Annotated in this window: 14 protein-coding genes, 2 pseudogenes and 1 CRISPR repeat array; of the genes and pseudogenes, 5 read left to right on the top strand and 11 right to left on the bottom strand. The window is 37.1% G+C overall.

What is annotated here, in order from left to right; translation table 11 throughout:
* Positions 1–6: 6 nt before the first annotated feature.
* Positions 7–306: direct repeats of the CRISPR family, unit length 36 nt; unit sequence GTTTTGGAAGCATTCAAAACAGCATAGCTCTAAAAC.
* Positions 307–735: 429 nt separating this feature from the next.
* From AC4BD1_RS05815 to rpsN, 7 genes and pseudogenes are all read right to left on the bottom strand, one after another.
* On the bottom strand, positions 736–2,259 hold the full coding sequence (locus AC4BD1_RS05815) for a zinc ABC transporter substrate-binding protein AdcA (protein ID WP_206909548.1): 1,524 nt from the start codon (positions 2,257–2,259) through the stop codon (positions 736–738).
* Positions 2,260–2,277: 18 nt separating this feature from the next.
* Positions 2,278–2,397 carry a putative metal homeostasis protein gene (locus AC4BD1_RS05810; RefSeq protein ID WP_206909546.1) on the bottom strand — a complete coding sequence of 40 codons (120 nt, stop codon included), beginning with the start codon at positions 2,395–2,397 and terminating at the stop codon, positions 2,278–2,280.
* A gap of 13 nt (positions 2,398–2,410) precedes the next feature.
* Positions 2,411–3,457 (bottom strand): CobW family GTP-binding protein, encoded by a 1,047-nt coding sequence (locus tag AC4BD1_RS05805; RefSeq protein ID WP_490467221.1) that lies wholly within the window; start codon positions 3,455–3,457, stop codon positions 2,411–2,413.
* Positions 3,458–3,485: 28 nt separating this feature from the next.
* Positions 3,486–3,650: a 50S ribosomal protein L33 gene (rpmG, locus tag AC4BD1_RS05800; protein ID WP_490485975.1), complete on the bottom strand. Its 165-nt coding sequence runs from the start codon at positions 3,648–3,650 to the stop codon at positions 3,486–3,488.
* 7 nt (positions 3,651–3,657) lie between these two features.
* On the bottom strand, positions 3,658–4,035 hold the full coding sequence (locus AC4BD1_RS05795) for a hypothetical protein (RefSeq protein ID WP_490485974.1): 378 nt from the start codon (positions 4,033–4,035) through the stop codon (positions 3,658–3,660).
* Between the two features lie 18 nt (positions 4,036–4,053).
* On the bottom strand, positions 4,054–4,227 hold the full coding sequence (gene rpmF, locus AC4BD1_RS05790) for a 50S ribosomal protein L32 (protein WP_206909542.1): 174 nt from the start codon (positions 4,225–4,227) through the stop codon (positions 4,054–4,056).
* A gap of 31 nt (positions 4,228–4,258) precedes the next feature.
* Positions 4,259–4,526, bottom strand: a pseudogene (gene rpsN / locus AC4BD1_RS05785) (30S ribosomal protein S14).
* Positions 4,527–4,965: 439 nt separating this feature from the next.
* Here rpsN and AC4BD1_RS05780 point away from each other — a divergent pair.
* From AC4BD1_RS05780 to AC4BD1_RS05760, 5 genes are all read left to right on the top strand, one after another.
* Entirely contained in the window at positions 4,966–5,991 is a 1,026-nt protein-coding gene (locus AC4BD1_RS05780) for an NADP-dependent oxidoreductase (RefSeq protein WP_490486019.1), read from the top strand.
* Positions 5,988–6,473, top strand: coding sequence for a hypothetical protein (locus AC4BD1_RS05775; protein ID WP_490485973.1), 486 nt, complete (start codon positions 5,988–5,990; stop codon positions 6,471–6,473). Before AC4BD1_RS05780 ends, AC4BD1_RS05775 begins: the two co-directional genes overlap by 4 nt.
* A gap of 293 nt (positions 6,474–6,766) precedes the next feature.
* Positions 6,767–7,015 carry a hypothetical protein gene (locus AC4BD1_RS05770; protein WP_490485972.1) on the top strand — a complete coding sequence of 83 codons (249 nt, stop codon included), beginning with the start codon at positions 6,767–6,769 and terminating at the stop codon, positions 7,013–7,015.
* Entirely contained in the window at positions 7,003–7,173 is a 171-nt protein-coding gene (locus AC4BD1_RS05765) for a hypothetical protein (RefSeq protein ID WP_490486034.1), read from the top strand. Before AC4BD1_RS05770 ends, AC4BD1_RS05765 begins: the two co-directional genes overlap by 13 nt.
* Positions 7,101–7,307: a hypothetical protein gene (locus tag AC4BD1_RS05760; RefSeq protein ID WP_490485971.1), complete on the top strand. Its 207-nt coding sequence runs from the start codon at positions 7,101–7,103 to the stop codon at positions 7,305–7,307. The genes AC4BD1_RS05765 and AC4BD1_RS05760 overlap by 73 nt, the downstream gene beginning before the upstream one ends.
* A 277-nt stretch (positions 7,308–7,584) precedes the next feature.
* Here AC4BD1_RS05760 and AC4BD1_RS05755 read toward each other — a convergent pair whose 3' ends face one another.
* The 4 genes and pseudogenes from AC4BD1_RS05755 to AC4BD1_RS05740 all read right to left on the bottom strand — a co-directional run bounded on the left by AC4BD1_RS05755 (position 7,585) and on the right by AC4BD1_RS05740 (position 12,559).
* Entirely contained in the window at positions 7,585–8,286 is a 702-nt protein-coding gene (locus AC4BD1_RS05755) for a YcjF family protein (RefSeq protein WP_206909540.1), read from the bottom strand.
* Positions 8,287–8,616: 330 nt separating this feature from the next.
* Positions 8,617–10,002, bottom strand: a complete 1,386-nt coding sequence (locus tag AC4BD1_RS05750; RefSeq protein WP_490485970.1) for a glycoside hydrolase family 32 protein — start codon at positions 10,000–10,002, stop codon at positions 8,617–8,619.
* Positions 10,003–10,061: 59 nt separating this feature from the next.
* Positions 10,062–11,438: pseudogene (locus AC4BD1_RS05745) on the bottom strand (sucrose-specific PTS transporter subunit IIBC); the annotation flags it as partial.
* A gap of 137 nt (positions 11,439–11,575) precedes the next feature.
* Complete coding sequence (locus tag AC4BD1_RS05740) at positions 11,576–12,559, bottom strand: LacI family DNA-binding transcriptional regulator (RefSeq protein ID WP_490467215.1); 984 nt, start codon at positions 12,557–12,559, stop codon at positions 11,576–11,578.
* Between the last annotated feature and the right edge of the window lie 213 nt (positions 12,560–12,772).

Here is a 12,772-nt window from a genome sequence, read left to right as displayed (position 1 = left end):
ATTCTTAATTGGGAAGCATTCAAAACAGCATAGCTCTAAAACTGTTAGACACGCTGATTAACTTAGTAAGTCGTTTTGGAAGCATTCAAAACAGTATAGCTCTAAAACCAAACCAATCTGCTACGAATTGTGGAACAAGTTTTGGAAGCATTCAAAACAGCATAGCTCTAAAACAGGTAAAACTGAACCGTTCCGCACAATTCGGTTTTGGAAGCATTCAAAACAGCATAGCTCTAAAACGTAATAACCGCATGAAGTTTGCTGCCTTCAGTTTTGGAAGCATTCAAAACAGCATAGCTCTAAAACCTCGGATAAAAATTTTTGAGGTTCCGTAATCGCACTATTCACCCATAGCAAGGCTTCAGTTTGGATGCTTCTATTGGTCTTCACTTATTTAGATTTCAAGGTTCTTTTTCTCAGTATATCATTATTTTACTAACCCAACTACCGATTGCTATTTTTTTATAACTAAATTGTTCACTCGTTACATATTACTTTACTGGTTTTCCATGCAATTATATTGTTAAAATACAATTATTATTGGGGAAGAATTATTTTTGATTATTGTTCCATCTAAAAGATAGCGATCAATAGTTGACTTGAAAATGTTGGGGATTGTCTGAATGTTTATTGGTCATGTTGATTATTTGCACCTCCTATCTGCTTTCTTATACGCACACTAAACTAAAAACGAGGACTTCAAAAGTCCTCGTTTTTTGCTATCATACATAAGTCTTAATGTGCAATCATTTCCTGTGCAATTTCTTGTGAAGTCAAATCAGCTGGATAAAAAGTGGGCCAGTTAGTTAACTCGTTGAAAAGTTTCTGTTGGCTCTCTCCTCCAAAAAAGACATGAAAATGTTCTGCTTTAACTGGTGCAATATTGTGATCGCTAAATTGCACATATTTGAATTCTCCGGCATCCTTATCAGCTGTTTCAAAAAGGAAACGTACGCCACGATTTCCCTTTTCATAATTTAAAATCTTGTAACCAGCATAGTTGTATTCATATTGGTGATGCTGGCCATCGACAACAAAGTCAATTGTATGATCTGTGATTGTCATTTTATCGACAGTTGTTTTATAACCAGTTGCGTAATAAGATTTATATTCCTGTGCTGTTTTGTCTTTATTCAATTTTGCTTTATAGTCGAAAACTTGATCTAAATCGCCTTCTTTTAGCAGAGGATAAAGGGATTGCCACTCACCTGCATAATCAGCTAATGTTCGGTCTTTGACTGCATCGTCTTCAAAGTAGCCATTAGCAACAGTCTTAGTCGATTTCGCTGCGTTTTCTTGTTTGATTTCTTTACCTGCAACACTTGTTGTTTTTTCCAAAGCAGTTAGATTATCTTTCATCACCGAAAGATAATCTTCCCCATTTGCCATCTGCTCTTTTGTTAAACTTTCGACAGGATTTAATACTTCGAGTTTGACTTTTGCCTCATCAGCTAACGTTTTTGCAATTTTATCTTCGGCATTTTCTTCAAAATAGATGTATTTGATCTCATTTTCTTGAACATATTCTTTTAGCTCTGCTAGGCGACTTGGTGACGGCTCTTGATCTGGAGACAAACCTGCAATCGGAACTTGATTCAATCCATAATCTAAAGCCAGGTATCCAAAAGCAGCATGTTGTGTCACAAAGTTTTTTTGCTTAGCTGTACTTAATTTTTCTGTGTACTCTTCATCTAATTTTTTTAATTTTGTTAGATACGTTTCTGCATTTGTTTCAAAAGTTTTCTTTTTCTTCGGATAAAGTTGTTCTAATTGTTCCTTGATAGATGTCACTTCTTTAATCGCCATCTTAGGTGAGACCCATGTATGGGGATCTAACTCATGATGATGTCCTTCTTCCCCGTGGTCATGATCATGTTCTTCCTCACTTCCAGGTAACAACACCATCCCATTGGTTCCTTTGATTACATTAGGTGCACCTTTTTTCCAACTCTTCTCAGCTTGTGGCACCCAAGTTTCCATATTTTCATTATGATAAACAAAGACATCTGCATCATGAATACTTGCGATTTCCTTAGCAGATGGTTCATAATCATGTGGCTCCGTTCCAGCTGGAATCAACAACTTGACCTCGCCTTCATCTCCGACAATATTCTTCGTGAATTCATACATAGGATAAAAAGTTGTGATAACTGACAGTTTTTCTTTTTCGGTTTCTTTACTTGTTGGACTATTCGTACTGCACGCGCCTAATACGCTTGCTAATAGTAGACTAAACAAACCAATTTTCCACTTGTTCATTTGATTTCTCCTTTTCGTTCAACTAGCTCGCTTTTTATTTTGCTTATATTCTTTGATAATCTTTAATGCTCGTTTTCTTGTCTTGATATTCGGACTTTTTAATCGTCGATACGCACTTGAAAGGTCTGTTTTCTCCATTGATTTCTCCTTCTTATTGCTTATAAGTGATGCACAATTGATTAAATGTTTCTTCTATTTTTTTCGATGCTAAATTTTTTCCAATAAGTACGATTTTCGTTGTCGTTTTTTCTAGCGGAGTCAGTTGAAAGCTCACTTGCTGATTGACACCTTGGACAGCAACTGCTAATTCACGGTTTTCTAGTGCAATGATTCCTTTAAAACGATACAATTCTTGATTGGCAAATAATAACCAATCAATCCAGCGTATTAATGCAGCTTCATTTAATTCACATTCTGTAGTCAGTAAGACGGTTTGGAAACCATGCTCGTCATGTTGATGAACGGCTGACCTGTGTGAGTGACCATGTAGGTGGTCTTTGTGATGATGATCTCTAGAGTGAGGCTCATTTGTCCTTTCAACCTCAGTTTGGGTTGCCAGAGATTCGTTTAACCCTTCCGTTGCCTGAAATTTGTCTAAGTGAAAAAAGTCGGTTGCAGTAATCGGGGCTGTTTCCGAAAAATAAATAAAATCGGCTAATGGATTGATTTCAGTCAATGTTGCTACTATTTCTGAGCAATTGTTGACGGTATCTCCTTCTTTTAACGCAAAAACAATTCGATCTGCCAGCGCAATTTGTTTCAGGCTGACTGGCTCATTTTGATATATCGAACAATTTTGCCTATCCACGACAGTCAAAAGACTATCAATATAATAAGTATTTCGCAGGATAGGCGTAGTTAAAATCGTTTGGATAATTGGCTGAGGATCAGCAATTCCTGTTGTTTCAATAATAATTTGAGACAAAGGAACTTGCCATTCTTTGGTCACTTCTTCAATGCTTGCTAAAGTTGTTATCAAATCTTCTCTCAAGCTACAACACATGCAGCCGTTGTTCAATTGTAAAACACGCTCCTTTGTGTGCAGTAAGAGTTCGTGGTCGATTCCTGTTTGTCCGACCTCATTTTCAATAATAATTATTTCTTCTCTTGGCAGCTCGGATGCGTTTAACGCCTGGTTGATCAAGGTTGTTTTTCCAGCTCCTAAAAAGCCAGATACGATTGTTATCGGTATCCCCAACGAAATCACCTTTCTTCTTCAAAAATGCTTACTTCACCTCTTTAAAAATTACACGTCGACGTAATTTAGGCGAATATTTTTTCAAAACTAAACGTTCTGGCGTATTTCGTTTATTTTTACTTGTTAAATAAATTCCTTCAGCTGTTTCTTCGCACGCTAAAATAATTGTTTGTCTCAATCGTTTCACCTTCATTTCTGATTTATCTTTCTGACAAAAACGCTTCAACTTGAACTTGTTCATCATAACTAAATTTTCCTTGATCAAGTCGGATCATCAATTCATTTTTCAATGAAACTGGTATCTCCCAAAACCCATCAATTTTTTGGAAAAGTTCTGTTTCATACACAGTAAAAATTGGATAAATTGCTAAAAATTCTTCAAATAAAAGATCCGCTTCCTCATAAAAATCCCGTACAAGTCCTCTTTCAATTGCTTCAGCTGTTGGATGGCCGTTCTCAGTAATGAGTTTATTAGCAACCATTGAACGATAAAGAGCCGTTTTACTGAAGTCTTCGTTACTATTTTTCTGATAAAATTGAAAACTTTGTTCAACTAGTGGTGGATAAATGATGTTCATTTTAATCCTAATCCTCCCTTATTCTTTGCCAGTTACGTTGCGACCTTTATAATACCCTTTAAGTGAAACATGATGACTGCGACGATAATCACCTATTTCTTCATCTAATGAAATTTCAGGTTTCGCTATTTTTAAATGTGCTCTACGTAATCTCTTTTTTGCTTTTGATGTCTTTCTTGCTGGAACTGCCATTCTTTATTCCTCCAGATTTTCTTTTTTTTTATCAACTTGGTTTTTTTACCCCTGGTATCAAACCTTGAAACGCCAATTCTCGGAACCTTATTCTGGATATACCAAATTTTTGCATGTAGCCTCGAGGTCTGCCATCTATTGGATCGCGTCGTTTCAAACGATTAGGATTCGCATTTTTGGTTAGCATTGCCAAACCTTCATAGTCGTTGACAGCTTTTAACGGAAATTCGAATTTCTGCATACTGCTCAATCAACTCCTGCTGTTTTCTTGTGCGTGCTATTTTTGATTTTTTAGCCATTGATGGGAACACTCCTTTTTTTCGATTTGCTCATCGCAAAACGTAATCTTTACGATTTAACAACGACACTTTATCAAGTAAGTTTTACTTTGTCAACATAAAAATAACATGAAATTTTATTCAAATGAATATCCATACATGTATATACCCGTTTTAACAATCGTTTTTGTCAATATGCAATAAATAGAAAAACATCGTTCTCTCGCTCTCTGACAGTCTGATAAACTTGATACAATTAGTCGAAACATTGTACATGTTTTTACGTTGGATAAACCAAAAACGACTTTCGTACTGAAGGAAAGTCGTTTTTCGATTCCTCAGAGATTATTGGTTGACATTTTTAAACCAATGAACTAAACTCGTGAAAGTGATTCGTTCAAAATATTAAACGATTAAATCAAACACGTATAAATTGGAGGAAATAATCATGAAAAACACAATGCAAGCGGCTGTCATTGATACTTACAAACAACCGATGCCTAAAATCAAGGAGGTTCCTATTCCGAACATTCGTTCGAATGATGTATTAGTGAAAATCGTTGCTGCAAGTATCAATCCGATCGATATAAAAACCAAAGATGGCGGGCTTAAAATGTTGCTTAGTTATGATATGCCCATGATTATGGGAAGTGACTTTGCTGGAATCGTCACGGCAGTTGGCGAAAAAGTAACAAACTATTCAGTTGGAGATGCGGTCTATGGACGAGTTCAAAAGAATCGAATTGGGACCTTTGCCGAATACATCTCTGTCGATCAAGGAGATATCGCACTCAAGCCCAAAAATATCAACTTTGAAGAAGCTGCTTCGATCCCCTTAGTTGGACTAACAAGTTATCAAGCTTTACATGATATTATGCAGATTCAACCCGGTGAGAAAGTCTTGATTCAAGGCGGTTCTGGAGGGATTGGAACAATAGCGATCCAAATTGCAAAATACTTAGGTGCTTATGTTGCCACAACTACTTCTGCAACTAATTTTGATCTCGTAAAATCATTAGGAGCTGATTACCCAATTAATTATCAAACAACAAACTTTGCAGAAGTTTTAAAAGACTACGATTATGTATTTGATACACGTGGTGGTGCGACATTAGAAGATGCCTTCAAAATCATCAAACCTGGCGGAAAAGTGGTCAGCATTGCTGGGTTACCTAATTATCGATTTGGTAAAGAATATGGTGTCCCTCTTTGGAAACGACTTGCGTTCGGAATCGTGACACGTAATCTAACAAAATTAGAAAAACAAACAAAGGCCTCTTATACTTTTCTTTTCATGAAACCAAGTGGTACACAGTTAGATATCTTAGGACAACTGATTGAAGCCGAAATAATTAAGCCAGTGATTGATCGAATTGTTCCACTGAGCAAAATAGAAGAAGCCCTTACTTATTCACAATCTGGTCATGCTACTGGAAAAATCATTTTGCAAATGACCAATGATTCTGAAAAAGAGGTGCGCGTATGACAGGCACAATGATCTTTTTTCTTTTATCATTGATTGCTTTCATGCTCATTCGCAAACTTACAACAAAGAAATTGTCTTCCTTGACTCTATTTTTAGAAATGCTAGCCACTTCGTCTTTGAGTTATCTAGCTGCTTTACTTATTTGGCTCAGTTTTCGACGAGTTAACTTTTCTTTTACTAATGGAATTGTCTGGCTTATTTGGTTATTGATGTTTTTAAGTGGTGTACTTGGTATCCGCTCGTTAGGCAAACGACTCACAGTTTTTCATCAACAGGCTGACAGCCAACTAGATGTTTCTCGTTTTGCGAAAGAACTCGCTTACCATACTGGGGTGTTTTGGAAACTAATGATTGTCATTTCCATGGCAACTTTTTTGGCAACTGCTACCTTGCCCACTACCTTCATCTTGTTCTCACTTAGCTTTCTTGTAACGATCGCACTGATCATCGAAAGTGCTATCCATCTATTTCAAATAAAATAGAAAAACTTGTCTGCTAAATACTAAAAAGTATATATAAAAAATAACAGCCATAGTGAAATAGGCACACAGGCCGGTAAGTCAATAAAAACTGCTTTATTTTCTTCACAAAATGAATATGCAAAGGGGCCTAATCAATCTTTTGATGCAACACAGTTCCACACGTGAATATACCGATCAACCAATTGATGAAAAAACTAAATAAACCATACTTGCACCCAGTCAAATGGCACCAACATCAAGTTATCTTCAAGCCTATACAATTATCGAAGTGACTGATCCTGAAACGAGAGGAATTGGCTACTATTTCTGGTGGGCAAGAATGGCTGAAAAAAGCTCCCTTAACTCTACTTTTTTGTGCAGACTTACATCGAAGTGAAAAATTTTTAACTGTTACTGATCCGAAAGTATACCAAAATAAAGAATTGTGTACAGTCGCTGTTGTTGATGCACCTTTAGCTACACAAAAAGCGTTCATTGCAGTGCAAACTTTAGGCTTGGATGGTTCATTATCGGTGGTGTACGAAATGAAATGGATCAATTAGCAGATTTATTTCATCTACCAGAACGAGTGATGCCATTGTTTGTCTTGTGCTTAGGTTATCTAGCAGAACAACTGCCAGTTAAACCATGTTTACCTCAATCATTTGTTGTCGGAACAAACACTTATCCAGACTTAACCAAAACTATAACCAAGAAGTAAGTAACTATTATGACCGGCTAACAAATGATGCAGATAAACTTAATTGGGTTGAACGCTGTATCCATGCGCTCGAGCAAAAGCGACGTTTTGAAGTGGATGATTTTGTGAAACAGGCAGGCTCCTTAAAAAATTAAATTTTTTTGAGCTAAAGTTCTTTATTGTTCAAGACTAAACTTCACTATGTAAAAACACTTCTCACAAAAAAGAACAAACAAGCTGAAAGCAGATCACTGTTTTCAGCTTGTTTGTATTCCGTAAGGTCAAAATAAAAGACTATGACTATGCTTATAGGCTCTTCAACGAAAAATATTTTAGACCATTTATCAATCAGTCTAATAAACTTGTTTGTTTAATTTATTTTCATAAAATGATCAAAAAAAGCTGACCACCTATCAGATAGTCAACTTTTAGCTATTTTTTCTTACTAACTCCTTGAATTGCCTTGAACAACGTATCAAATTGACCCTTAAACGACATTACCTGATCAAAGATATCTTCCCCATCATTCAACATTTTGACCGTCACCCACCCAAGAGATTCCGTAATTGCCATGGCAACCACGGCGTTGACCGCACCGCCACTGATTGTTCCAACTACTGGAATAAATTTTAAAATATTACCTACTGCACTACGACCCAGGCTAACAACTACCAGTTCTTTAGTCAAACTTTTACCCAGACTTTCCGACCAAGACTGTCCAAATATTTTGTGTAAACGTGCCATCATCGTCAACTGTACTGGCACTAATAAAAACGCATCGGAAAACGGAATTGGTGATAAACCAATGATTGCAGCTGTTAAGGATGCCACATGAACTGTTGTATGACATTTTTTACGAGTTTCTTGATCTACATCTGCTAGAAATTCATCAAAAATGCTATCGAAGCGACTCCGACTAGCAGCCGTCAACTGTAATGCTTTATCCTTTGTACTATCAAGGGATTTCATGATAGCAGTGGAGGTTTTACTTGGAAATTGTTTCAACACGTCAGCAAAGAACGACTGAAATTCTTCTCGTTCTTCCGGTGTCTCTAGCTCATCTATTTCATCGAATTTCTTTTCACTTAGTAGGTTAAACTGCTTCTCTTTTTGTTTACTCTTTTTCCCGAACATCTTCCATGACCCCTTTATCAAAAAAATACTAAAGAAATTGTAGCACGGAATAGAATTTGACAACAAGAAAACGTTCAGGACATGTCTATTACTAGCAAAAGTTTATCATTTATTTAATTAAGTAGACGTTTACAAATCTAACTTCCTCTGTTCCATTTTCTTGAGCTAGAATTTTAACTTACTAAAAAAATCTAGAGTTGAAAATATGTCTATTCTCTATAAAAAAGTTGACGAGTACTTAGACTACTTTTTAACTTGTATTATTTACTACTTTTCAAAGAATGTCTCAAATCGACACAAAAAACCACCAAAAAAATGGTGGTTTTTCTTTTAACGACAATCACGCAAGCTGAAATGTACGCCCCGTCCTTGATTCTTACCATTGTATTTAAGCTGTGGTTTTGCAGATGCGAAAAACCTTGCTGAAGCTACTGCTACTCCATGGTTTACAAAAATTTCTACGGCTGACCCATCAATCATCAGCTGTATTTCTCTCAATGGTTCAGTTAAATGGTAGCATCGAGATTCCTTTTTACCATCCTCCCAATTTATTCGACTCAATACGAGCCTCGCTGTCTGATCATCAAACTTTAACGAGAAACCTGTTGTGACTTCAAATTGAAATTCTTTGACCGGAGAATCAAATATTAGACATATTTCTGAACCAAATTCTGCCAAGGGAGATTCCCAGTCTTCCATCAACTCAAAAGAAGACTGTTTTCCACGCAACTGCTGTAATTCTCGGACAGGCTTTTGACAAAGTCGCCCCTCATGGAAGTTTACTTCACGAGGAATCGTTAAACAATGCACCCACTTTTCTGCAACTGTTGGTTGTGCTTGTTCCTTTTCAGGTGGCATTACACCCATCCAACCATAGAGTATGCGTCGCCCATCAGTCGTTTCAAACGTTTGAGGCGCATAAAATTCAAATCCCCAATCCATTTCTGTCAATCCATGTTCTGATACAATCTGCCATTCTTTCGTCAGTGGCAAATAGACCGTTTGATAAATATTTTGATACTGTTCTCTCTCTGGGGTTAATCCTTGTGGCGAATAAAGCAAGAGATCTTGACCATCCACCTGGAAAAGATCGGGACATTCCCACATATAGCCTCGCTGAGAGATTTTGTCCATTTCACTTGGATCAAAAAGCTCACCATCAAACTGCCATTGTTTAAAGTCAGTGGACGAGTAACAGAGAATTGTGCCTTGTTCTGCTAAGGTTTGTGCTCCAAGCACTAAACGCCATTGATGTGTTTTTTTATCAAACCAGACTTTTGGATCACGCACATGGCGTGTATACCCCTGAGGATGTTCAAAAAGTGGGCCTAATTTCTTAAAATCGACACCGTTTTCTGAAACTGCCCAACACTGAAAACTACTTCGACTTTCATCAGGATTAATTACATTTCCAGTATAGAACAAGTACAATTTGCCATCCTTTTCAATTGCTGATCCAGAATAAATTCCGTCTTTGTCATAAGACTCGCTAGGAATCAACGCTGCCGGCAAACGTTTCCAGTGAACCATGTCCTGAGAAACGACATGTCCCCAGGATTTATAATCATGAGTGCAGTCTTTGGAATTCCATTGATAAAAGAGATGATACGCTCCTTGGTATTCAATCAATCCATTTGGATCATTTAGTAGCCCTTCTTCTGGTGTACAATGAAAACTCAATGGGTAACGACTGTCTTTTCCTTTACCATCTAACATCTAACTTTCACTTCCTTACTAAAGCCAATTGTTTATGCTTGTCCCAGCTCTTCTTCCATTTTTTCTTGGTAGCCGAACAAGTACGTCAAGACAAAAGCTACACCGATTGCTAAGATATTTACAAATAAATAAGGTAATAATTGACCGTTTAAATAAAGCAACGTTCCAGGAATAACTGTAATTGCCATTCCAGTTCCAGCTAATTGTAGCAAACTAGCTGCAAATCCACCCACAGCACCACCAATCAACCCCATGATAAAAGGTTTTACATAACGTAAGTTTACCCCGAAGATTGCTGGTTCTGTTATGCCTAAGAAAGCTGATAAGGCAGATGGAAAACATAATGCCTTTAATTTTTTCGATTTCGTTTTGAAGCCAACAGCTAAAGTGGCGCCACCTTGTGCTGCAATAGAACAAGTAATAATTGCATTAAACGGGTTCACACCAGTATTTGCCAAAAGCTGAACTTCTAAGAAATTAAAGATGTGATGTACACCAGTTACGACGACTAGCTGATTCAAAAAGCCAATAATCAAACCAGCTAAACCAAATGGTAAAGCTAAGACAAATTCTGTTCCATTCAAGACCACTGTTTCAAAAGAGTGGAAAATTGGTCCAATCACCATCAAGGATAGTAAGCTCATGACTAACAATGTAACAAAAGGTGTAACTAATAAATCAAACGTATCTGGTACTGACTTATGCAATCTTTTTTCCAATTTTGAACCCAAGATACCGGCAATAAACGCTGGTAAAACAGTTCCCTGATAGCCTACAATCGGAATAAAATTCAACAACATAATTGGTGTAGCATCGCCGGAAGCTACTGCATAAGCGTTTGGTAAAGCAGGATTAACTAACATTAATCCTAAAACAATCCCGATAATTGGACTACCTCCAAAAACTTTAAATGTTGACCAAGCGACTAAAGCTGGGAGAAAGGCAAACGCTGTATCGGTTAAAACTTGCGTGTATAAAAGAAAGTCCGAATTGATTGCATCAGGTGTCATACCAAACAGTTGCAAAATTTGTGGTTGAGTAATCAATCCGCGAAGCCCCATAAACAGACCCGTTGCAACTAAGACTGGAATAATCGGCACGAAGACATCCCCAAACGTACGCACTATTCGTTGAAAAGGATTCGCATTTTTAGCTGCCTCTGATTTCATTTCAGTTGTGGAAGACTCGTTAGCACCTAAGCCAACAACTTCGTCATAAATTTTATTCACAGTCCCCGTTCCAAAAATAATCTGATATTGACCAGAGTTAAAAAATGCACCTTTCACTTTAGGAATATCTTCTACCTTTTTTTTATCAATCTTACTTTCATCGTTGACCATCAATCGTAGTCGAGTCGCGCAATGCGCAACGCTTCGAATGTTTTCTGTACCACCAACGGCATTAATTACTTCTGTTGCAATCTCTCGATTTTCCATTTTGTTCTTCCTCCTCATCTTTTGTGGAACCGTTCCCATTTTTACTTAAAAAAATAATAAAATAAAACCTCATAGCCTTGTGGAACCGTTCCCCTATTGACAAGGTCAGCGTAACACGCAAATGTATGCGCTGTCAACTATTTTTTGACAGCACATACGCTATTTCTGATAATCATTGTCGTATCAATGATTGTTCGTCGATCAACCTCATTTCCTTTTAAAAGCTCAGTCATCAAGTACGCTGCCTTCTCACCGACAAATTGATGGTGAAAGTCAACTGTCGTTAACGGTGGATAGAGATACTCGCCAAAAGAATAACCACCAAATCCAGCAATCGAAAGTTCGGTACCAATAGCAATATTCAATTGGTTTGCAGCTTTAATTACCCCCATCGCCATACTATCTGTCGCGCAGATAACCAAACTAGCATTACTTTGAGGTAGTAATTCTAATCCTAACTGATAATTATCTTCTGGATAAAAAGTTGAAGAAACAATCTGTGGTGTGATTCCCTTATCAAGAAAAGTGGTCACAACCCCTTGTTTTCGATTGATTCCAACTGATAAATCATTTTCTGGCACACCAATATATACTACTTCTTTATGCCCATATTCCAGCAAAGTTTGCGCAAGATTCACACCTGCTTGATAATTATCATGATCTACGGAATAGACTGCTTCATTCGATTGCCCGACAAACAAGATTGGCACATCGATTGAATTCGCTACTTTGATATGTTCTTCCGTAATTTCCGTTGCCAATAAAATAATACCAGCTACTTTGTTTTGCACTAAACTGTAGATATTCTCAATCTCACGTTTGATTTCCAATTCGGTATTAGAAATCAACATTTGAAACCCATTTTTTCTTGCAACTTCATCAATTCCATTCAAAATTGCCATGATGGATGGCGAAGTTAGTCGGGGAGAAATCACTCCGATGAAATTGCTTTTTTGGCTCTTTAGATTACGAGCAAACTCATTAGGCGAATAATTATATTTGTTGATAATTTTTTCGATTTTTTCTGCCGTTGCTTCACTCACGTATCCTTTATTCAAATAACGAGAAACCGTACTCTTCGAGACTCCGGATTCTTTAGCAATCTGTTTAATAGTAACCATTATTTCTCCTTATGAATGTTTGTTTTTCTTTATGATACCACAAGAATCACCAATCAAATCAGTTAGACCATCATCTCTCCACCAGGCTGAACGTTATCGATCTTATTTGGATGCGGTGATAACTGGCACTGATTTAGATAAATTAACAGACATTGCGCAAAAATTCATGGGGCTTCCACACTCTATGTCGCCGGCGTTGGCATAACAAAGTAT

This window comes from Enterococcus sp. DJ147D b, assembly GCF_058216655.1.
The sequence above is the reverse complement of the archived record's forward strand: the minus strand, read 5'-3'. Positions and strand labels throughout refer to the sequence as shown.